Source organism: Streptomyces piniterrae, assembly GCF_005048155.1.
Taxonomy (GTDB): domain Bacteria; phylum Actinomycetota; class Actinomycetes; order Streptomycetales; family Streptomycetaceae; genus Streptomyces; species Streptomyces piniterrae.
This window is the reverse complement of record NZ_SUMB01000015.1, coordinates 13,718-34,068: the sequence shown is the minus strand read 5'-3', so window position 1 is coordinate 34,068 and position 20,351 is coordinate 13,718. Positions and strand designations below refer to the sequence as shown.

Annotated in this window: 18 protein-coding genes; 9 read left to right on the top strand and 9 right to left on the bottom strand. The window is 71.5% G+C overall.

The window, feature by feature from the left end:
• The first annotated feature begins 209 nt into the window (after positions 1-209).
• The gene (locus tag FCH28_RS33080) at positions 210-923 is read left to right on the top strand and encodes a M23 family metallopeptidase (RefSeq protein WP_136743918.1); all 714 of its coding nucleotides are present in this window, start codon (positions 210-212) and stop codon (positions 921-923) included.
• On the opposite strand, the gene FCH28_RS33075 is transcribed toward FCH28_RS33080, so the two are convergent.
• On the bottom strand, positions 905-1,519 hold the full coding sequence (locus FCH28_RS33075) for a TetR/AcrR family transcriptional regulator (protein WP_136743917.1): 615 nt from the start codon (positions 1,517-1,519) through the stop codon (positions 905-907). The two genes, FCH28_RS33080 and FCH28_RS33075, sit on opposite strands and share 19 nt — an antisense overlap.
• A gap of 127 nt (positions 1,520-1,646) precedes the next feature.
• Here FCH28_RS33075 and FCH28_RS33070 point away from each other — a divergent pair, with 127 nt between their 5' ends.
• Positions 1,647-3,260 (top strand): MDR family MFS transporter, encoded by a 1,614-nt coding sequence (locus FCH28_RS33070; protein ID WP_136743916.1) that lies wholly within the window; start codon positions 1,647-1,649, stop codon positions 3,258-3,260.
• 123 nt (positions 3,261-3,383) lie between these two features.
• On the opposite strand, the gene cseC is transcribed toward FCH28_RS33070, so the two are convergent.
• From cseC to FCH28_RS33045, 5 genes are all read right to left on the bottom strand, one after another.
• Positions 3,384-4,685: a two-component system sensor histidine kinase CseC gene (gene cseC / locus FCH28_RS33065; RefSeq protein ID WP_136743915.1), complete on the bottom strand. Its 1,302-nt coding sequence runs from the start codon at positions 4,683-4,685 to the stop codon at positions 3,384-3,386.
• Between the two features lie 8 nt (positions 4,686-4,693).
• Entirely contained in the window at positions 4,694-5,404 is a 711-nt protein-coding gene (gene cseB, locus FCH28_RS33060) for a two-component system response regulator CseB (protein WP_136743914.1), read from the bottom strand.
• A gap of 8 nt (positions 5,405-5,412) precedes the next feature.
• Positions 5,413-5,868, bottom strand: coding sequence for a hypothetical protein (locus FCH28_RS33055; protein WP_246103439.1), 456 nt, complete (start codon positions 5,866-5,868; stop codon positions 5,413-5,415).
• A gap of 424 nt (positions 5,869-6,292) precedes the next feature.
• Positions 6,293-6,844, bottom strand: coding sequence for a SigE family RNA polymerase sigma factor (locus FCH28_RS33050; protein WP_136743912.1), 552 nt, complete (start codon positions 6,842-6,844; stop codon positions 6,293-6,295).
• A 593-nt stretch (positions 6,845-7,437) separates the two neighbouring features.
• Positions 7,438-8,397: an HhH-GPD family protein gene (locus FCH28_RS33045; protein WP_136743911.1), complete on the bottom strand. Its 960-nt coding sequence runs from the start codon at positions 8,395-8,397 to the stop codon at positions 7,438-7,440.
• Between the two features lie 460 nt (positions 8,398-8,857).
• Here FCH28_RS33045 and FCH28_RS33040 point away from each other — a divergent pair, with 460 nt between their 5' ends.
• From FCH28_RS33040 to FCH28_RS33030, 3 genes are all read left to right on the top strand, one after another.
• Entirely contained in the window at positions 8,858-9,559 is a 702-nt protein-coding gene (locus tag FCH28_RS33040; protein WP_246103438.1) for a pyridoxamine 5'-phosphate oxidase, read from the top strand.
• Between the two features lie 227 nt (positions 9,560-9,786).
• Complete coding sequence (locus FCH28_RS33035; RefSeq protein WP_136743910.1) at positions 9,787-10,611, top strand: hypothetical protein; 825 nt, start codon at positions 9,787-9,789, stop codon at positions 10,609-10,611.
• Positions 10,612-10,755: 144 nt separating this feature from the next.
• Positions 10,756-11,742, top strand: coding sequence for an NAD-dependent epimerase/dehydratase family protein (locus FCH28_RS33030; protein WP_136743909.1), 987 nt, complete (start codon positions 10,756-10,758; stop codon positions 11,740-11,742).
• A gap of 227 nt (positions 11,743-11,969) precedes the next feature.
• Here the strand turns inward: FCH28_RS33030 and disA are convergent, their stop codons facing one another.
• Complete coding sequence (gene disA / locus FCH28_RS33025) at positions 11,970-13,094, bottom strand: DNA integrity scanning diadenylate cyclase DisA (protein ID WP_136743908.1); 1,125 nt, start codon at positions 13,092-13,094, stop codon at positions 11,970-11,972.
• A 122-nt stretch (positions 13,095-13,216) separates the two neighbouring features.
• Complete coding sequence (gene radA, locus FCH28_RS33020; protein WP_136743907.1) at positions 13,217-14,629, bottom strand: DNA repair protein RadA; 1,413 nt, start codon at positions 14,627-14,629, stop codon at positions 13,217-13,219.
• Positions 14,630-14,895: 266 nt separating this feature from the next.
• Between radA and FCH28_RS33015 the strand changes: the two genes are divergently transcribed.
• Entirely contained in the window at positions 14,896-16,761 is a 1,866-nt protein-coding gene (locus tag FCH28_RS33015) for a sigma-70 family RNA polymerase sigma factor (protein WP_136743906.1), read from the top strand.
• A 78-nt stretch (positions 16,762-16,839) separates the two neighbouring features.
• Here the strand turns inward: FCH28_RS33015 and FCH28_RS33010 are convergent, their stop codons facing one another.
• The gene (locus FCH28_RS33010; protein WP_136743905.1) at positions 16,840-17,688 is read right to left on the bottom strand and encodes a DUF3109 family protein; all 849 of its coding nucleotides are present in this window, start codon (positions 17,686-17,688) and stop codon (positions 16,840-16,842) included.
• 57 nt (positions 17,689-17,745) lie between these two features.
• Between FCH28_RS33010 and FCH28_RS33005 the strand changes: the two genes are divergently transcribed.
• The 3 genes from FCH28_RS33005 (at position 17,746) to FCH28_RS32995 (ending at position 20,255) form a co-directional block, all read left to right on the top strand.
• On the top strand, positions 17,746-18,684 hold the full coding sequence (locus tag FCH28_RS33005; RefSeq protein ID WP_136743904.1) for a Ppx/GppA family phosphatase: 939 nt from the start codon (positions 17,746-17,748) through the stop codon (positions 18,682-18,684).
• Between the two features lie 117 nt (positions 18,685-18,801).
• On the top strand, positions 18,802-19,626 hold the full coding sequence (locus tag FCH28_RS33000; RefSeq protein WP_187363988.1) for a sugar phosphate isomerase/epimerase family protein: 825 nt from the start codon (positions 18,802-18,804) through the stop codon (positions 19,624-19,626).
• A complete protein-coding gene (locus FCH28_RS32995) occupies positions 19,623-20,255 on the top strand; it encodes a TetR/AcrR family transcriptional regulator (protein WP_136743903.1) in 633 nt (210 codons plus the stop codon). Before FCH28_RS33000 ends, FCH28_RS32995 begins: the two co-directional genes overlap by 4 nt.
• The last annotated feature ends 96 nt before the right edge of the window (positions 20,256-20,351 follow it).

The following is a 20,351-nucleotide window of genomic DNA, read 5'->3' as shown; positions in this document are numbered from 1 at the left end:
GGCGGGCGTCCGAACTGCACCGGTATGCCCCGGTTCAGGTGGTTCGTGGTGGGTGGTCGCGGGGGCCGCGGCGGGGTCAATTCGCCGGCGGTTAATACGGGCGCGGGTAGTAGAAAGGCCCCTTGGCGGGATGGCGAAGCCGGGTTACCAAGGAATGGCGATCCCGGTCCGCAGCCGGGGCCCATTCATTTTCTGGAGGTCAAACCCGCATGTCGAAGTTCGCCGCGATCCGTAATTCCAAGAAGCCCGCGCTGCATACCCGTGCCGCCGTTGTCGCCGCCGGCCTCGGTGTTACCGCCGCGCTCGGTGCCGGTATCGCCAATGCCGCCGACTCCAGCCTGATGAACGTCGCCTCCGGCGTCGCCCCGGCGGTCACCAAGCAGGCCGACGCACAGGTAAAGGCCGTCGCCGACGCCAAGCACGCCGCCGCGAAGGCCAAGCAGGCCGCCGCGAAGGCGAAGGCCAAGAAGGCCGCTGCGAAGAAGGCCGCCGCCAAGAAGGCCAATGGCTGGGTCAAGCCGGTGGACAAGTACACCCTGGGCTCGACCTTCGGCCTCGCCGGCGACCACTGGTCGCACAACCACAGTGGCCAGGACTTCGTCGTGCCGACCGGCACCACGGTCAAGTCCGTCCACAAGGGCACCGTCGTCAAGGCCGGCCCCTACGGCGGCGGCGACGGCCCGGCCTACGGCAACGCCATCGTGGTCCGGCACGACAACGGCACCTACAGCCAGTACGCGCACCTGTCAGCGATACAGGTCCACGTCGGCCAGCAGGTCGGCACCGGCCAGAAGATCGGCCTGTCCGGCAGCACCGGTAACTCGACCGGCCCCCACCTGCACTTCGAGATCCGCACCGGCCCCGACTACGGGACGGGCATCGAGCCGACCGGATTCCTGCGGGCTCACGGCGAATCCGTCTGAGCTGAGTCCGGTCGAGCTGGCCGGCGGTGCGGCGGGTTGGCCGCCGTGACCAGCTCTGTGGCGACCTCGAGGATGGCCTTGCGCTTGTCCTCGGGGTCGCCCTCCAGGTTCTGCATCGCGAACATGCCCGCATGCATCGAGAACAGCGCCGTGATGCAGCGCACCTGATCCGCCAGCTCGGTGTCCGGCTCCCGCAGCAGGCCGAAGAGGGTCAGCATCCGCTGTTTGAACGTCTCGCCGATGCTCAGGTCGCGCACCGCGGCCTGGTTCTCCTGCATGAAGCGGAACAACGGCTCGGCCGAACGCAGCGCCTCGCTGTAGCGGCTGAGCACCTCCTTCTTGGTCTCCAGGGTGCGCGGCTGCCCCTCGGCCCAGACGATCAGCTCGTCGCACGGCTTGCCCAGGTCATGGAACAGGCTGACGACGATGTCTTCCTTGGTCTTGAAGTGGTAGTAGAGCGCCGCCTTGGTGACGTCCAGCTTCTCGGCGATCTCGCGCAGCGAGGTCTTGTCGTAGCCGTGCTCCGAGAACAGCTCCAGAGCGACGTCCTGGATGCGCTGGCGGGTGTTGCCCCGGCGCGCCTGCGATGTGCTCATGGTGCTCTCCTGCGCTGATGTCGATGCTGGTCAGAGGGCCGCTTATTAACTTACTTGACGCCCGGCTAGTAGGGCGCTTACCTTCATCACTGTACTGAACTAGCCGGGCGGCAAGTAAGTGGGAGTGATGGGGATGTCGCAGGGGAACGCGACCCCAGCTGCGGGGGAAAAGCAGAAACCGGCGCAAAGCGCGGGCAGACAACCGGCCAGCGTGCGCGTCGTACTCTTCGCGCTCATGATCGCGATGCTGCTCGCGATGCTGGACAACATGATCGTCGGCACCGCGATGCCGACCATCGTCGGCGAGCTCGGCGGACTGGAGCACCTGTCCTGGGTGGTCACCGCCTACACACTCGCCACCGCCGCCTCAACCCCGATCTGGGGCAAGCTCGGCGACATGTACGGACGCAAGGGCGTCTTCCTGACCTCCATCGTGCTCTTCCTGATCGGCTCCGTGCTGTCCGGAATGGCACAGGACATGGGCCAGCTGATCGGCTTCCGCGCGGTCCAGGGCCTCGGCGCCGGCGGCCTGATGGTCGGCGTCATGGCGATCATCGGTGATCTCATCCCGCCCCGTGAGCGCGGCAAGTACCAGGGCATGATGGCCGGCGTCATGGCCGTCGCGATGATCGGCGGGCCGCTGGTCGGCGGCACCATCACCGACCACCTCGGCTGGCGCTGGAGCTTCTACATCAACCTGCCCCTCGGGGCGATAGCACTCGTCATGATCACCACGGTGCTGCACCTGCCCAAGAAGCGCTCGCAGACCCGCATCGACTACGTCGGCGCCGCGCTCCTCACCATCGGCATCACCGCCCTGGTACTGATCACCACCTGGGGCGGCACCGAGTACGACTGGCTCTCCGGCCAGATCATCGGCCTCGGCATCACCGGCGTGATCGCGCTCGCCGCCTTCGTCCTCGTGGAGCGCAAGGTCGCCGAGCCGGTACTGCCGCTGCACATCTTCCGCAACGGCAACTTCTCCCTCATCACGGTCATCGGCTTCCTCGTCGGCTTCGTGATGTTCGGATCGATGACCTTCCTGCCGCTGTTCCAGCAGACCGTCCAGGGCGCCTCGGCCACCAACTCCGGACTGCTGCTGCTGCCGATGCTGCTCGCGATGATGGCCGTCTCCCTGTTCGCGGGCCGGTTCACCACCTCGACCGGCAAATACAAGATCTTCGTCGTGGTCGGCGGCGGACTGATCACCGCCGGCCTCGCGCTGCTGTCCCTCATGGACACCGACACCACCCGCTTCACCTCCGGCGCCTACATGGCGGTACTCGGCGCCGGCATGGGCTTCCTCATGCAGACCACCATGCTGATCGCGCAGAACAGCGTCGAGATGAAGGACATGGGCGTCGGCTCCTCCTCCGCCACCCTCTTCCGTACGATCGGCGGCTCCTTCGGCGTCGCGATCTTCGGCGCGATCTTCACCCACCAGGTGCAGACCACGATGGCCGAACGGGTCGGCAAGGCCGGCGAAAAGCTGACCGGCGGCGGAGCCCAGATGGACCCGAAGCGCCTGAACGAACTGCCGCCGATGATCAAGGACGCCTACGACCACGCGGTCGCCACCGGCACCCACCACGTCTTCCTCTGGGGCGCCGTGGTCAGCATCATCGGCTTCGCCGCGGCCTGGTTCGTCAAGGAGGTCCCGCTCCGCGGCGGCCCGGCGAGCCGCCCGGAGGGCGAGAACGCCCCGCAGGAGCAGGCACCGGTCGAGGTGGCGGCCGTCTAGACCGTCCGCGGGAAAACCGAGCAGGGGCGCGCGTAATCCTTACGCGCGCCCCACTGCATTTCTCGGCGGGACAGCCCAAAACGGCGAGCGATCAAGTCGGCCCAGGCCAACCGCAGCGCACCGTCACCGGTCGGGAAGCTGAATCACCGGAAAGCTCCCCGTCGACGTCGGCGCGTTCTCCGGCAACCACAGCACGGAGACCGCCCCCGTCGAACCATCCGTCAGCTCATCCGCGTTCCGGAACGTCAGCCGGGCACCCAGCACCCTCGCCTGCCCCGCCGCGATCGTCAGCCCCAGACCATGACCGCGGCCCGACCGGTCACTGCTGCCCGTACGGAACCGGCTCGGGCCCTCCCGCAACAACGCCTCCGGGAAACCCGTCCCATGATCACGGACCCGCAGCACCCGGCCCTCCACCGTGACCTCGATCGGCGGCTTGCCGTGCCGCGCCGCATTCGCGATGAGATTGCCCAGAATCCGCTCCAGCCGCCGCGGATCCGTGGTGACCTCCGCATCCCGCGCGACCTCGACGCTGATATCCGGATTCAACGACCGCACCCGCCGCGTGACGAACTCGCCCAACGCGACATCCTGAAGCTCCGCCCGCTCCGCATAACCATCGAGCCGCGCCACCTCCAGCACATCCTCGACGAGCGTGCGCATCGCCTGCGCCCGGTCCCGCACCAACTCCGACGGCCGGCCCGGCGGCAACAACTCGGCCGCGGTCAGCAGACCGGTCACCGGCGTACGCAGCTCATGCGCGATATCGGCGGTCACCCGCCGCTCCGCCTCGATGCGCTGCTGCAACGCGTCCGACATCGCATCCACGGCCCACGCCAGATCATCGGTCTCGTCCCGGACCCGGCCACCCACCTCGTCCCGGATACGGACCGAAGTGTCACCATCCGCGAGCCGGCCCACCGCGGCAGCCGCCGTCCGCAGCCGCTTCGACAGCCGCCCGCCGACCAGAACACCCAGCGCACAGCCACCGACCACCACAGCCGTCGAACCGATCACCAGCGCCTGATCCAGATCATCCAGCACCGCGAACCGGTCGGGGAACCGGTCATGCATCGACAGCACCCGGCCATTACCGAGCGGCGTCGCCGCCCACACCTCGGGCACCGTCTCCCCGGTGTCCTGCAGATACGTCGCCCGCTCACCCTCGGCGACCTCGTCCCGCAACGGCTTCGGCAACGCCGGATCATCGATCCGCGCACCGAACTGCACCCGGTTCGTCGACTCGAAGATCTTCTGCGTGAAGTTCAGCCGCTCGATCTGCACATCCCGGCTGTTGTCCAGCATCGAAGCCCGAGCCGCCTTGTGCACGACAAGGCTCAGCGCGATCGCGACCAACGCCCCGACGAGCGCGATCGCGGCACTGAGCTTCCATCTCAGACCCGTCCGCAGGGCCACCCTGACCACCGCGGGTGTCAGCCTCTCAGCTTGTATCCGAAGCCCCGGACCGTCTCGATCCGGTCCTGGCCGATCTTGCCGCGCAACCGCTGGACATGGACGTCCACCACCCGGGTGTCACCACCCCAGCCGTAATCCCACACCCGCTCCAACAGCCGGTCACGCGAGAGGACCGTACCCGGCGCATGCGAGAACTCCAGCAGCAGACGCATCTCCGTCGGCGTCAGCGCCACATTCTCGCCACCCTTACGGACCTCCATGCCCTCGGTGTCCACCTCGAGATCACCGAAACGCAGCACCGCCTCGGCGGGCTCCGCCGCCTCCGCCGCACCCGCGCCGTTCCCGTCCGGACCACTCGCATGCCCGAAACGACGCAGCACCGCCCGGATCCGGGCCACCAGCACCGCACCGTCGAACGGCTTGGTCACATAGTCATCGGCGCCGGCCTCCAGACCGAGCACCACATCGATGGAGTCGGCACGCGCCGACAACATGATCACCGGAACCGTCGACTCATCACGGATCCGCCGGCACAGACTCACCCCGTCCAGCCCCGGCACCATCACATCGAGCAACGCGATATCCGGCCGGTTCGCCCGGAACGCCTCCAGACCCGCGAGCCCGTCGGGCATGGCGGTGACCACGAAACCATCCCGCTCCAGAGCGAGTTGGGTGGCTTCGCGGATGACATCGTCGTCCTCGACGAACAGGACATGAGTGTCGGCCATGCGGCTGCTCAACCCTCCGATCCGGTACCGCCCGCAGGCCCGGAGCCCAGGGCGGTGGTCTTGCTGTAGTCGGTCTCATGGTCGCGGTACTTCGTGAAGCGGCCATCCGACCAGTGGTAGTTCTTCACCACCTCACCGGACGGGCAACACACCTCATCGCCAGTGTCATAGAACTGCGTGGAGGTCTCCAGCTCGCCCTTGTTGACCGCGGCACTCACCGTCGGCTCCTCATCGGCGAACACATTCTCATAACCGCCCGGCGCACCACGGTCCCTACGGTAGACGTACGAGCCGATGCCCACCGAGTCCGCGCACGTCAGCACATTGACGATGACATCGGGAGACTTACCGCCGGTCAGCGACGCATACGCCACCTCCACCGGATACGCGTCGGCCGCGCACGGCTTCGCCAAGGACTTCTTCACATCGTCCCCGACCCTCGCATCGCCCTTCAGCAACGCCACCACATCGACCTCGCCAGGACCGACGGACGACGACGGCGCAGGCGCCGGCGAAGCACTCAGCGAACCCCTGGGCAGCGGCGAACCACTCGCCGACCCCTCGGAGCGCACACCCTCACTTCCCGGATGGCAACTGGCCAGCAAAAGGCCGACGGCGGCCACCCCCGCCGTGGCCGCGCCGCCTCTGGTCAACCCACCGGTCAACCTGTTCCTGGACAATCCGCTCCCGCTCACCGCGCTGCTCGCACAGCCGCTGATCCCGCCGCTGCTCCTGGGGTGATTGTGGCGCGTAACGCCGCGCGCCGCGTCGCGGACCCCGAAGAGCCCGCCGCACTCCCCGCTGACCTGCGCACTTGCCCCCGGCCCGAACCACTCCCCCGGCCACCGCCCGCCCGCAACCGGGCCGCACGGTGCCCCGCGCCGGCCGTCAGGCCGCGCACCGCTCCCGCTCCTGCTCGCCCCGCTCCAGCACCCGCGCATCGATGTCACGGTTCTCCAGCTCCTGACGGAGCCGCGCCAGCGCACGGTGCAGCGTGCTCTTGACCGTACCCGTCGACATACCGAGCGCCGCCGCAGTCTCCTCGGTGCTCATCTGCTCCCAGTGCCGCAGCACCACAACGCTGCGCTGCTTGGGAGCCAGCACCCCGAGTATGTCCATCAGCAGCGCACGGTCGGCGCGCTGCTCGGTGCCGTCGTCCACGCTCGCGTCCGGGAGCTGCTCGGTGGGCACCTCCTCCAGCTTGCGGGCCCGCCACCACTCCGTACGCGTGTTGATCATGACGCGGCGGAGGTAGGCGTCCGCGAGGGACTTGTCCGCGATGCCATCCCAACGGCCGTACGTACGGACCAGGGCCGTCTGGAGCAGATCCTGGGCATCGACCGGATCGGGCACCAGTCGCCTGGCACTGCGCAGCAGAGCCTCCTGCCGCGTACGTACGTACTCTTCGAAGTCCAGTACCTTGCCGCCGCTGGTCGCCATCTCGACGCCTCCGATCCGCTTGCGTTCCCCACGTTGACCGCGCTGGCAGTCATCTCCAGCACGAGGAAGACGCTACGGAGGGGGTGTTGCGACGTAATGTGCGTCGGCCCCACAGCGAATGCACGGAAAACCCTCGGTTGTGTAACAGCGCACCGGGGGTCATACCTCGGACGGACGGACCGCCCTGACGGGTCATCCTCCGGGGGGAGAAACACCCCCACCAGAAGGCCTACGACCAGTCCGGGTCCGCGGTTACGGCCATTCGCACACGTCCGACGTGACTGACTGCGTGACTGACAGGGTCACTGGCTGAACCGTGCGCGTACGTCCGCCCAGCATGACCGCCAACGCCTACGCCTGCGCCGACAGCTACGCCAACGGCAACATCTGTCCGCCCGTCGGCCCGCCCCGTCGGCCCGCGCGTCGGTCGGCCCGGCTTCCCGCCGGCCCGTCCGGCTTCGCTGCTGGATGAGCGAAGCCGGTTGGCGATCGCCTGTGTGAGCGGACCGGTCAGGCGGCGCCTATGTGAGCGGAGGCGGGCTGGTGGCGCCTATGTGAGCGGAGCCCCCGCGACGACCCACGACCCCTGGCCGCTACGTGAGCGGCAGTCGGTAGCGGCCGCCGCTGAGGGGCTCCACCAGCCCGTCCGCGACCAGCCCGTCCAGCGCGCGCGCCCGCTGCACCGGCTCGTCCCACACCGCGTCCAGCACCACCTGCGGCACCGGCGAGACCGCCTCCCGCAGCACGGCGAGCAGCTTGCCGCGCACCTGCCGGTCGGTACCGGCATACGTCTGGGTCCGCCGCGCCGGACCCTCATGCGCCGGGGAACCGGCCAGCCGCCAGGCGCACTGCGTGGCGATCGGGCAGCGCACACACTCGGGGCCGCGCGCCGTGCACACCAACGCGCCCAACTCCATCGTGGCCGCCGCCCAGCGCGCCGCGAGCGCCTCGTCCTGCGGCAGCAGCGCACGGGCGAGCTTGCGCTCGGCCGCCGTGGTGGCGTTCGGCGGATACTGCCGGCCGGCGACGGCGCGCGCGAACACCCGGCGCACATTCGTGTCCAGCACCGCATGCCGCTGCCCGTACGCGAAGGACGCCACGGCCGCCGCCGTGTACTCGCCCACGCCGGGTAGCGCCAGCAACTGGGCGTGCTCGCGCGGTACGTCACCGCCGTGCCGCTCCTGTATGGCCGAGGCCGCGGCGTGCAGGCGCAGGGCGCGCCGCGGATAGCCGAGCCGGCCCCAGGCGCGGACGGCCTCGCCCGGTGCTTCGGCGGCCAGGTCGGCGGGGCGCGGCCATCGGGCCAGCCACTGCTCATACACCGGCAGCACTCTGCTGACCGGCGTCTGCTGCAGCATGAACTCGCTGACCATCACGCCCCAGGCCCCCGCGTCGGGGCGGCGCCAGGGCAGATCGCGGGCGTGCTCGTCGAACCAGGCGGTGACCGGGCCGTGCAGGCCGGTCCCGTCGGCGGCCTCCGCGGCCGAGGGGGCGGCGGAAGCGGTCTCGGCGGCGGCGGACGTGGCAGTGGTGGTGACAGGCGTCGAAGTCATGGCACCGCCGATCCTGGCACGCCGAACGGCACCCATGAAACGCACCGGGCGCGCCCCGCCGCGCGCCCACCCGCACGCAGCACGACCGGGTACGCACGGGTGGCCGCTACCGCCGGTACGCACGAGACGCCTCGGAGAGCCCGAACCCGAACCCCCGGAACCCGACTACGATCCGGTGGAATTAATTACTCTCCGTGATTGTTGCTCGAAAAGGAAGGTGGCGGCGAGCGAGGACCCGGGCAAGCGGAGGCAGACAAGCGGACGCAGGCAAGCGGACGCAGGAAAGCGGACGCAGGAAAGCGGAGAGGGGCGGGCGCGGCGCGGTAAGGATGGTGAAGGCGGTCGGAAGGCAGGGAAGCCCGGCAGGGGGACAGCCAGGGGAACCTGGCAGGCAAGCCGGGGAAGCAGGGCAGCCAGGCGAAGCAGGGCGGACGGGCAGGGAAGGCGGAAGGTGCGGCAGGTGAACGGTACGGGCGGTGCGGCGGGCGCGGGCGGTGCCGAGGGGGCGGGCGGTGCTGAGGGGGCGGCCCGCGCGGCAGAGGCGGAAGCGGGCTCCGTGACGCGGGCCGAGGCGGCCGAGGCGGCCGGCGCGGCAGGTGCGGCCGGCGGGGCCTGCCCGGCGGCGATCCGGCGGGCGCTGGCCGGCCATACGACGATGACACTGGCGTACGCGGACGAGGACGGCCCGCAGGCGTGCGCCGTGCTGTACGCGGCGAGCCCGCCAGGAGCCGACGGCGGGGTCGATGGAGCAGCCGATGGAGCAGCCGATGGCGGGACCAACGGCGGGGCTGATGGCGGGGCCGATGCCGGACCGGCGCTGTACTTCGTCAGCGCGACCACGACACGGCACGGCCGCGCCCTCGCGCAGCCCGGAGCCCGGGTGGCCTTCACGATGCAGAAGGACGGCCAGGAGTGGAGCGGGCTGACCGGTCTGCAGGGGCGCGGCGGCTGTCGCCCGCTGATTGGTGCCGAGTGGGAGGCCGGCTGGCGGATCTACACCGAGCGCTTCCCGTTCGTCGTGGCGAGCGAGCAGCTCCGCGCGGCGCTGGAGCGGACCGCGCTCTGGGAGCTGCGCCCCGACTGGCTGCGGCTGATCGACAACGGTCAGGGCTTCGGACACAAGGAGGAGTGGAAACGGACACCCGCCCCGGGGGCGAGGTGACGACCCTCCCTCCCGGAGCGAGACGACACCCGCCCCGGGGGGAGGAGTCTGCGTCGCTCCCTGGCCCTTGATGTGGACGAGTCCCCCGCCCGTGATGTGGAGGAGGCGTGAGGGGCGTGGGGGAAAAGCGGGTGGGTGCGCTTCTCCGGGACGATGATGGGAAAAGTTGCAGCTTCGTGCGGCGGGTACTGGCCGGTGTGACTGCGGATCTCTCGTAGAGTTTCCGCGTGGGATCACTGCGCAATCCGATCGGGCCGCTTCCCTCCTCCATCTACTGGCGGCGGAGGGCCGTTGCGCTGGCCATCGTCGCACTGCTCGCCCTCCTGGTGGTGTGGGCGCTCAACTTGGGCGGAAACAGCGGCAAGACGGGCAACGAGGGCAAGGGCGCGGAGGGTTCGGGTCCCGCCGAGTCGATCACGCCCGGCCCCTCCGGCACCGGGCCGGCGATCACTCAAAAGCCCGGCGGGCGCGACAGTTCGGGCGGCAGCGGTGAATCGGGCTCGGACTCCGGTGGCGGCTCGGGTTCTTCGGGCGGCGGGTCAGGTTCCGGCGGTTCCGACGGTTCGGGTGCCGGCGGCTCCGGTGGTGGTGCGCCGATCGGCGAGGGTTCGGGCGGCGGTGTCGTACCGGCCGGCTCCCCGCTCCCCAACTGCGCTTCCGGCGCTGGCAAGTTGACGCTGCGCAGCGTCGAGGACTCCTACCGGCCGGGCGAGAAGCCGAAGTTCGAGCTGACGGTGAAGAACACCGCGGGTTCCGCCTGCAAGGTGGACCTCGGACGTAAGGCCGCGGTGCTCACCATCACCGACGACACCGCGGACGACGACCGGGTGTGGGCCTCCAACGACTGCCCGTCGGGTACCGGCTCCGCGCTGCTCCAGGTCCCGGCGAAGGGTTCCGTGAAGCGCACCATCGAGTGGGACCGCCGGGCGAGCGCCCCGCAGTGCGCGACGCCGAGCGCGGCCGCCGTCCCGGCCGGCAAGTACCGCATCGAGGCCGAGGTCCCGGGCCTGTCCCCGGTCCACACGTTTTTCGTGCTCGCCAAGGGCGACTAACGGCGACCAGGGCTGATTCAGCGGGATCGCAAGGCTGATCAACAGCGGCCGGCTGGGGCGGCTCCCCGGAGGCTCGTGCTCCGTTCGTTGCGCTGAGAGCGTGCGGTCCTGTCCCGAGTGGGGCTCCTGGGGCACAGTCGCGGGATGCGACTACTGATGCTGGGTGGAACGGAGTTCGTGGGTCGGGCGGTCAGCGAGGCGGCGCTGGCGCGGGGTTGGCGGGTGACCGTGTTCCATCGCGGGCACCACGCTCCCCCGGAAGGTGCCACAGCGCTGCGCGGCGACCGCGGGGACGCGGCCGGACTGGCCGCCCTGGAGAACGGCGAGTGGGACGCCGTCGTCGACACCTGGACCGGCCCGCCGTCGGCCGTGCGGGACGCTGCGCGGCTGCTGGCCGGCCGGGCCGGGGCGTACGCCTATATCTCCAGCCGGTCGGTGTACGCCTATCCGGCCGGGCCGGGGCTGGACGAGGAGGGCCCGCTGGTGCCGGGCTGCCCTGATGACACCGACGCCGACGACTATGCGCGGGCCAAGCGGGGCGGTGAGCTGGCCGCGGTGGACGCCTTCGGGGACCGGGCGCTGCTCGTCCGCGCGGGCCTGATCCTCGGCCCGTACGAGAACAGCGGGCGGCTGCCGTGGTGGCTGGGCCGGATCGCCCGCGGCGGCCCCGTCCTCGCACCGGGGCCGCGGGACCTGGCCCTGCAGTACGTCGACGCCCGCGACCTGGCGGAGTGGACGCTGGACGCCTTGCAGGCGGCGGTCGGTGGTGCGTACAACCTGGTCAGCGCGGTGGGGCACACCACCATGGGCGAGCTTCTGGACAGCTGTGTGAAGGCCACCGGCTCGGACGCGGTGCTGCGCTGGACGGCCCCTGAGGAGGTGCTCGCCGCCGGTATCGAGCCATGGACGGAGCTGCCGATCTGGCTGCCGCCGGGCGAGTCCCACGACACGATGCACCACGGCGATACGTCCAAGGCTCTTGCCGCCGGGCTGAAGTGTCGTCCCGTCAGCGAAACCGTGGCCGACACCTGGGCCTGGCTCCGGAGCATCGGCGGTACGGCGCCGCAGCGTCCGGACCGCCCGGCGCCGGGCCTGGCACCGGAGAAGGAGGCGGGTGTGCTGGCCGGTTAGGGCGCCGGGGGAAGGCAGGCACAGGCAGCGGCGGGCGCACCACCCCGGGCGCCGCCCGGTCCGGTGCGACCTGCGTGGACTGGTGGCCTGCGCGACCTGGGTAGCCCGCGTGGCCTGCGCGACCGACCCACGTGGCCTGATCCGATGCGACCTGGACGTGCCGCTCCGACCTGGACGTGCCCGTCCGAGCTGGACCTACCCATCCGACCTGGACGTACCGCCGGCAGCTAGACGTACCGCTCCAAGATCGACGACTCCGCCAGTCGCGACAGGCCCTCGCGGACCGAGCGGGCGCGGGCCTCGCCGACGCCGTCGACCGTCTGGAGGTCGTCCACGCTGGCCGCGAGCAGCTTCTGCAGGCCGCCGAAGTGGTCGACGAGGCGGTCGATGACGGTGCCGGGCAGCCGGGGGACCTTCGCCAGCAGGCGGAAGCCGCGCGGCGAGACCGCGGAGTCCAGCGTCTCGGGGGAGCCGCTGTAGCCCAACGCGCGGGCCACGATGGGGAGTTCGAGGAGTTCGGTGTGGCTGAGGGCGTCCAGCTCGTAGAGCGCCTCGGCGACCGTGCGGGAGCGCTTGGCGGTCGGCTCGGGGACGTAGTCGCGGACGACCAGCTCGCGCTCGGGCTCGACGCCGGCGATCAGCTCCTCCAGCTGGAGGGTGAGGAGGCGGCCGTCGGTGCCGAGCTCGACGACGTACTCGGCGATCTCGGTGGCGATCCGGCGGACCATTTCCAGCCGCTGGGCGACGGCGGTGACATCGCGGACCGTCACCAGGTCCTCGATCTCCAGGGCGGAGAGGGTGCCGGCGACCTCGTCCAGGCGGAGCTTGTAGCGCTCCAGGGTGGCCAGCGCCTGGTTGGCGCGGGAGAGGATCGCGGCGGATTCCTCGAGGACGCGGCGTTCGCCGTCCACGTAGAGGGCGATCAGGCGCATGGACTGGCTGACGGAGACGACCGGGAAGCCCGCCTGGATCGAGACGCGCTGGGCGGTGCGGTGGCGGGTGCCGGTCTCCTCGGTGGGGATGGAGGCGTCCGGTACGAGCTGCACTCCGGCCCGGAGGATCTTGGTGATGTCCTTGTCGAGGACCAGCGCGCCGTCGAGTTTGCACAGCTCGCGCAGCCGGGTCGCGGTGAATTCCACGTCGAGGACGAAGCCGCCGGTGCACATGGACTCGACGGTTCTGTCGAAACCCAGCACTATCAGCCCGCCCGTGTTGCCGCGGAGGATGCGCTCCAGGCCGTCGCGCAGGGCCGTACCCGGCGCGACGGCGCTCAGCGAGGCGCGCATCAGGCTGTCGGTGCCGGAGCTCCCGCCGGACCTGCTGGGAGACGATGCCCGGTCGTTGGCTGCCACTGCACTCCTCCGTCGCACGGTCTGTCGGTCCGCGGCCGCCCGGCCCTTGCCGCGGTGACGTACCAGAGGAGCGTACGTGGCCGGCGGCAAGACTGCGGTGACGGGCGAGACCAGGGCAAAGTCTACCGGCGCTGCTCCTCTTCCCGTGGGGCCTCCCGCCGCACCCGCTTGGGAAGGACGCTCAGCGCCTGCCCGACGTCGGCGACCTCCAGGACCCGCATCCCGTCGGGGATCCTGCCCGGGTCGGACGGTACGAGGGCGTGGGTGAAGCCGAGCCGGGCCGCCTCGGAGAGCCTGCGCTGGACGCCGGTGACCCGTCTGACCTCGCCGGCGAGCCCGACCTCGCCGATGGCGACCAGGTTCTTCGGGAGCGGGGTGTCGCTGGCGGCGCTGGCGAGTGCGAGGGCCACGGCGAGGTCGGCGGCGGGTTCGGACAGCTTCACGCCGCCGACCGTCGCGCTGTAGATATCGCGCTTGCCAAGGGCGGAGATCCGGCCGCGCTGCTCCAGGACGGCCAGCATCATCGAGACGCGGGACGTCTCCAGGCCCGATGTCGTACGCCTGGGGGAGGGGATCTGGGAGTCGACGGTCAGCGCCTGGACCTCGGCGACCAGGGGGCGGCGGCCCTCCAGGGTCACCGTCAGGCAGGTGCCGGGCACCGGCTCGGCGCGGCGGGTCAGGAAGAGGCCCGAGGGGTCGGCGAGGCCGGTGATGCCTTCGTCGTGCAGTTCGAAGCAGCCGACCTCGTCGGTGGTGCCGTACCGGTTCTTGACGCCGCGGACGAGGCGGAGGCGGGCGTGCCGGTCGCCCTCGAAGTGCAGGACGACGTCGACGAGATGCTCCAGGAGGCGGGGGCCCGCGATCGCGCCGTCCTTGGTGACATGGCCGACGAGGAGCGTGGACATCGCGCGTTCCTTGGAGGCGCGGATGAGGGCCCCGGCGACCTCGCGGACCTGGGCCATGCCGCCGGGTGCGCCGTCGATCTCCGGGGAGGCGACGGTCTGCACGGAGTCGAGGATGAGCAGGGACGGCTTGACGGTGTCGAGGTGGCCCAGGACGGCGGAGAGGTCGGTCTCGGCGGCGAGGTAGAGGTGCTCGTCGAGGGCGCCGATGCGGTCGGCGCGCAGCCGGACCTGGCTGGCGGACTCCTCGCCGGTGACGTAGAGGGTGCGGTGGGCGTCGCTGGCGGCCTTCGCGGCGACGTCCAGGAGGAGGGTGGACTTGCCGACGCCGGGCTCGCCGGCCAGCAGCGCGACCGCGCCGGGGACCAGTCCGCCGCCCAGGACGCGGTCCAGCTCGGGCACGCCGGTCGAGCGGGCGGCGGCCTGCTTGCCGTCGACCTGGCCGATGGGCAGTGCCGCGGTGGTGACCCGCCCTGGCGCGGTCGTACGGACCGCGGGGGCGCCGCCGAACTCATCGACCGTGCCCCATGCCTGGCACTCGGGGCAGCGGCCGAGCCACTTCGCGGTGGTCCAGCCGCATTCGGTGCAGCGGTAGGAGGGACGCTCCTTGGCCGATGTTTTTCGGGTTGCCATGAGTTCACCGTATCGGCGGGGTCCGACAATGCTCCGTGGAGCTGTGGCTGGACCGGGGGAGGCGCCGGGCGCCGGCTCGCGCCCGGGTGGGGATCAGGGGGCCTGAGCCGCCCGTACATTGCGCCAACCGGGTGACGTAACCGGTGCGCGTCGGGCGCGGAATCGGCGATTCGTGTCCCCTTTTGAGGGAGATGGTCACCCGTATGGGTTAAAAGGGCGCAAGGTACGCGAGCGCGGCTGCATCATCCGCCTACCGTCGCCGGGTGATGAGCAGCAGGCCAGAGCATCCCAGGCATTCCACCGGCGCACACCGGGCGCGCAGCGGCGCACCGGGCCGGAGCCGGCCGCAGCCCTCCGAGCGGCCGGGCCGGTCCGACGCAGACCGGGCGAACGGTGCGGCACGAGCGAACAGCGCGACCGGCACGGACCGCAGGGAGCCCTACGAGCCCTATCTGGACGGGCTGTTCACCTACTGCCTGTCCGTCCTGTGCGAGCACGACGCGGCGACCGCGGTGCTCGGCGAGACGCTCGCGCTCGCCGGCCGCCACCATGGCCGGCGGCCCGCCGAACGGGCCCTCTACCGTCCCTGGCTCTACGCCCTGGCCCGCTGGGCCTGTCTGCGCCGGCTCGCCGAGCTTCCCCGGGCAGCGTCGTCGGGCCGCCCGTTCCCGCCCGGTGGGACTCGCGGCGGGCCGTCCGCCGAGGCCGCTCCCGACCCCGGGCGGCAGCGTGAACTCGCCGTGCTGGCCTGGCCGGAGGCCGCCGGGACCAGTCCCGAGCAGCGCGAGGCGCTGGAGCTGTCGGTACGCCATCGGCTCTCGGCCCGTGAGGTCGCCGCGGTGCTCGGCGCGGAGGCGGTCGCCACCCGCCAGCTGCTGGCCGCCGCGTCCTGTGAGGTGGAGCGGACCCGGGCCGCGCTGGCCGTTGTCGAGCGCGGCCGATGTCCCGATGTGGCGCGGCTGGCCGGCGACACCCAGATGCTGCTCGGTGTGGCGCTCCGCCGTGAGCTGGTACGCCATGTCGACGACTGCGCCGAGTGCCGGCGGACGGCGGAGCGGGCCACCGCGGCCGGGCCGTGGCCGGGCACCGCGCCCGCGGCCCAAGGGGCGCTGCCGCTGGTCGGAGCGGATCGGGAGGCGGTCCTCCGGGCGCTGGCGGCGGCCCGGCGCTCCCGGTCGGGGCGCGCCGAGGGGGTGCCGGGAGCGGGCGTGCCCGGGACCGGGCGCTCCGGTGGGCCAAACGGTTCTCCTCGCTACGACCGCAGCGGTTTCCCCGTGGGCCCCACGGACCGGGCGGCCCGCCGCCGCAGGCTGCGCAGCCGGGCGGTGACGACCACCGTCGTCGCGACGGTCCTGGCGGCGCCGGTGCTGGCCGTCTGGGCGGCGTACCGCAACGCCCCGGCCACGGGCGAGGCGGACGGCACCCCCGCGGTGACCGCCAACGAGTCGGACAGCGGCCGGCTGGACGGCAGCCCGTACGAGAACGCCGGCAACGCCAGGACGACTCCCGATCCGGGCTTCTCGGCCGGTCGGCGGTCGCCCGATGTGTCGGTCGAGGTGGTCAGCGCGGACGGCACCGCGCTGCGGCCCGGTGAGCCGAGCCGTGAGCGCAGGGGGCCGGGGCGGCTGACCGTCACCGCGCAGCCGAGCGGCGGCATGACGGTCGTCACGATCAGCGCGTCCGGCGGTTCCGCGGTGCGCTGGCGGGCGTCGGCGGCCGCCCCGTGGCTGCAGATGAGCCATACGGCGGGTGTGCTGCGGCCGGGGGAGACCACGACGATCACGGTCTGGGTCGATCACGACCGGGAGCCCGAGGGCCACTGGCGGGCCCGTATCGCCATCGATCCCGGTGCCGCCGCCGTCACGCTGGAGGGCCGTGGCGCGCCCCAGCCGGGCCCGGGGCCGGCCCACCCGTCGCCCGCGCATCCGAAGCCGAAGCCGACCCCGCCGCACCCGAGGCCGTCGCACAGTCATCCCGGGCCCAGGCCGACGCCGACCCACCACACGCCCGGACCGTCCCAGCCGAGCGGGACCCCGACGCCCAGCGAGACGCCCACCGCGTCACCGAGCCAGGCGGACAGCGGCACACCGTCGGCACCGCGGCCGTCACACACGGCCCGCCCCGCTCGCTGAGGGGCGGGCGACTCACGGAGGGGCGGGCGGCGGCGCTGTGACGGCGTTACACGGGGCTGCGCGGGGCGTCGCTCCCTCTCACTTCCGAGGGTCCGCCGGATGCGGCGCCATCGGCAGCGTCGCGGCCAGCCGCTCCTCGCACAGCTCGGCGAGCTTGGCGTACGCCTTCTTGCCCATCAGCTCGGTGAGCTCCGGCTTGTACGAGACGTAGACCGGCTCGCCCGCGCCGTGCGCCGAGGTCGCCGAGGTGCACCACCAGTGCAGGTCGTGGCCGCCCGGACCCCAGCCGCGCCGGTCGTACTCGCCGATCGTCACCTGCAGGATGCGGGTGTCGTCCGGCCGGTCGATCCAGTCGTAGGTACGCCGGACCGGCAGCTGCCAGCAGACGTCCGGCTTGGTCTCCAGCGGCTCGCGGCCCTCGCGCAGCGCGAGGATGTGCAGCGAGCAGCCGGCGCCGGCCGCGAAGCCGGGACGGTTCTGGAAGATGCACGAACCCTCCCAGCGCCGGGTCTGCCGTTCGCCGTCCTCGTCCTCCTGGACCCAGCCGGTCTCCGTGCCGACGTCGTGGAACTGCCACAGCTCGGGCGTGAGACGCGCCACATGCTGGGCGACCCGCTTCTCGTCGTCCTCGTCGGAGAAGTGCGCGCCGAGCGTGCAGCAGCCGTCGTCGGCGCGGCCGGCCTGGATGCCCTGGCAGCCGCTGCCGAAGATGCACGTCCAGCGGGACGTCAGCCAGGTCAGGTCGCAGCGGAACAGCTGCTCGTCGTCGGCGGGGTCGGGGAAGGTGACCCAGGCGCGGGCGAAGTCGAGGCCGACCTCGTCGGCCGGGGCCCCGTGCGCGGACTGCGCGACCTGCGCCGCTTTGGCGCGCCGCTTTTCTTCCTTCTTCAGGGCTTTTACCTGCTTCGCCTTTTTCGTCTTTGCCACGACTCCAGCCTAAGGCGGCTGACAAGAGATCCCCGCCGCGGCAGTAGGTTTCCCCGTATGAGACTCGGTGTCCTCGATGTGGGTTCGAATACGGTCCATCTCCTGGTGGTGGACGCACACCCCGGCGCACGCCCGCTGCCCGCCTATTCGCACAAGGCCGAACTGCGCCTTGCCGAACTGCTCGACGAAGACGGCGCCATAAACGACGCCGGCGTGGAACGGCTGGAGGCCACGATCCACGAAGCGCTCCAGGTGGCCGAGGACAAGGGCGTCGAGGAAGTGCTGCCGTTCGCCACCTCCGCGATCCGCGATGCCACCAACGGCGAGGCGGTACTGGTCAGGATCGCCCAGGAGACCGGCGTCGAGCTGCGGGTGCTGTCCGGCGAGGACGAGGCGCGGCTCACATTTCTCGCCGCCCGCCGCTGGCTGGGCTGGTCCTCGGGCCGGCTGCTGGTCCTGGACATCGGCGGCGGCTCGTTGGAGATCGCCTACGGCCTCGACGAGGAGCCGGACGCCGCGGTCTCGCTGCCGCTCGGCGCGGGCCGGCTGACCAGCTCCGATCTGCCGGGCGACCCGCCGGGCAGCGACGACGTGCGGGCGCTGCGCCGCCGGGTGCGGGCGGAGATCGCCCGGGTGGTGAGCGAGTTCTCCCGCTACGGGACGCCCGATCACGTCGTCGGGACCTCCAAGACCTTCAAGCAGCTGGCCCGGATCGCGGGCGCGGCGCGCTCCGCCGAGGGGCTGTACGTCCAGCGGGAGCTGACCCGCAAGAAGCTGGAGGAGTGGGTGCCGCGGCTGGCCGGGATGTCGGCGGACGAGCGGGCCGCGCTGCCCGGTGTGTCCGAGGGGCGTTCGCGGCAGCTGCTCGCCGGGGCGCTGGTGGCGGAGGCGGGGATGGATCTGTTCGGGGTCGAGACGCTGGACATCTGCCCGTGGGCGCTGCGCGAGGGCGTCATCCTGCGGCGGCTGGACCATCTGCCCCCGTCGACGCCGTAGGCCTCGGGCCGTGGGCCGTGGAGGGGCGTCCCGCCGGTGTAAGGCGTGTCACACGGCGGAGCGCGGTCGTTCGGACCTCCTGCCCTGTGCGCAGTTCCGGCCCGTACGCTGTCCTTCGTGACAGAGCCAGTGGTGCGCATCCCGGATGCGAAGGTCGCGCTGTCCACGGCCTCGGTGTATCCGGAGTCGACGGCGACGGCCTTCGAGATCGCCGCGCGCCTCGGCTACGACGGGGTCGAGGTCATGGTGTGGACCGATCCGGTCAGCCAGGACATCGAGGCGCTGCGTCGGCTGTCGGACTACCACGGGGTGCCGGTGCTGGCGGTGCACGCGCCGTGTCTGCTGATCACCCAGCGGGTCTGGTCCACCGACCCCTGGGTCAAGCTGCAGCGCGCGCGGAAGGCCGCCGAGAAGCTGGGCGCGTCCACGGTCGTGGTGCACCCGCCGTTCCGGTGGCAGCGCAGCTATGCGCGGGAGTTCGTCCGCGGTGTGTGGCGGATGGAGCATGAGACGGATGTGAAGTTCGCCGTCGAGAACATGTATCCGTGGCGCTACCGGGACCGCGAGATGCTGGCGTACGCGCCGGACTGGGACCCGACCAGCGACGACTACCGGCACTTCACCGTCGATCTGTCGCACACCGCGACGGCGCGCAATGACGCGCTGGAGATGGTGGACCGGATGGGCGACCGGCTGGCGCACGTCCATCTCGCCGACGGAAACGGTTCCGCCAAGGACGAGCACCTGGTGCCGGGCCGTGGCAGCCAGCCCTGTGCCGACCTGCTGGAACGGCTGGCCGCCGGCGGTTTCGCCGGCCATGTCGTCGTCGAGGTCAATACCCGCCGGGCGATGTCCGCCGCCGAACGGGAGGCCGACCTCGCCGAGGCGCTGGCCTTCACCCGGCTGCATCTCGCCTCGCCGACCTGGGTGCCCGGCTCGTGACCGGCGGCAAGGACGACGGGGCCCCCGCTCCGGGGCGCCGCCGGGGCCGCCCCGCCCGCGCCGAGGCCGAGGGCGGTCCCGGGGCGCGCGAGCGGATCCTGGCCGCGGCCCGTACGGAGTTCGCCGAGCGGGGCTACGACAAGACGTCGGTACGCCAGATCGCCAAGGCGGCCGGGGTGGACCCGGCGCTGGTGCATCACTACTTCGGCACCAAGGAGCAGGTCTTCGGCGCGGCCATCGAGTTGTCCTTCGCGCCCGCGCTGACCATGCCGGAGGTCATCGCGAGCGGCGGCGAGGCGGTCGGCGAGCGGATGGCGCGCTTCATGTTCGGTGTGTGGGAGAACCCGGTCAGCCGGCAGCCGCTGCTGGCGATCATGCGCTCGGCGCTGACCAACGAGACCGCGGCGGCGGTGCTGCGGGGGCTCATCGAGCGGCGGCTGCTCCAGCGTGTGGCGGGCGAAGTGCATGTTCCCGACCCGGAGTTCCGGGTGCAGCTGGCCGCGGGCCATCTGATCGGGGTCGCGATGCTGCGGTATGTGATCAAGATGGAGCCGGTCGCCTCGGCGGACACCGAGGAGATCGTGGCGATGATCGCGCCGACGCTCCAGCGGTACCTGACGCAGCCGTAGGGGAGGGGCTCTCGGGCCTGCCCCGGAGGGGCCGTGCGCTGTCCGTACTGCGGTCAGCCGTCTCACATACCGGAGTCCGCGTCCAGATCTTGGATC

What these genes read in the sequence shown, in the direction of transcription:
- FCH28_RS33080 (WP_136743918.1), top strand. Translation starts at nt 210, where the DNA reads ATGTCGAAGTTCGCCGCGATCCGTAATTCCAAGAAGCCCGCGCTGCAT.
- FCH28_RS33075 (WP_136743917.1), bottom strand. Translation starts at nt 1,519, where the DNA reads ATGAGCACATCGCAGGCGCGCCGGGGCAACACCCGCCAGCGCATCCAG.
- FCH28_RS33050 (WP_136743912.1), bottom strand. Translation starts at nt 6,844, where the DNA reads ATGGCGACCAGCGGCGGCAAGGTACTGGACTTCGAAGAGTACGTACGT.
- cseB (WP_136743914.1), bottom strand. Translation starts at nt 5,404, where the DNA reads ATGGCCGACACTCATGTCCTGTTCGTCGAGGACGACGATGTCATCCGC.
- radA (WP_136743907.1), bottom strand. Translation starts at nt 14,629, where the DNA reads ATGGCAACCCGAAAAACATCGGCCAAGGAGCGTCCCTCCTACCGCTGC.
- FCH28_RS33015 (WP_136743906.1), top strand. Translation starts at nt 14,896, where the DNA reads ATGAGCAGCAGGCCAGAGCATCCCAGGCATTCCACCGGCGCACACCGG.
- FCH28_RS33005 (WP_136743904.1), top strand. Translation starts at nt 17,746, where the DNA reads ATGAGACTCGGTGTCCTCGATGTGGGTTCGAATACGGTCCATCTCCTG.
- FCH28_RS33030 (WP_136743909.1), top strand. Translation starts at nt 10,756, where the DNA reads ATGCGACTACTGATGCTGGGTGGAACGGAGTTCGTGGGTCGGGCGGTC.
- FCH28_RS33045 (WP_136743911.1), bottom strand. Translation starts at nt 8,397, where the DNA reads ATGACTTCGACGCCTGTCACCACCACTGCCACGTCCGCCGCCGCCGAG.
- FCH28_RS33070 (WP_136743916.1), top strand. Translation starts at nt 1,647, where the DNA reads ATGGGGATGTCGCAGGGGAACGCGACCCCAGCTGCGGGGGAAAAGCAG.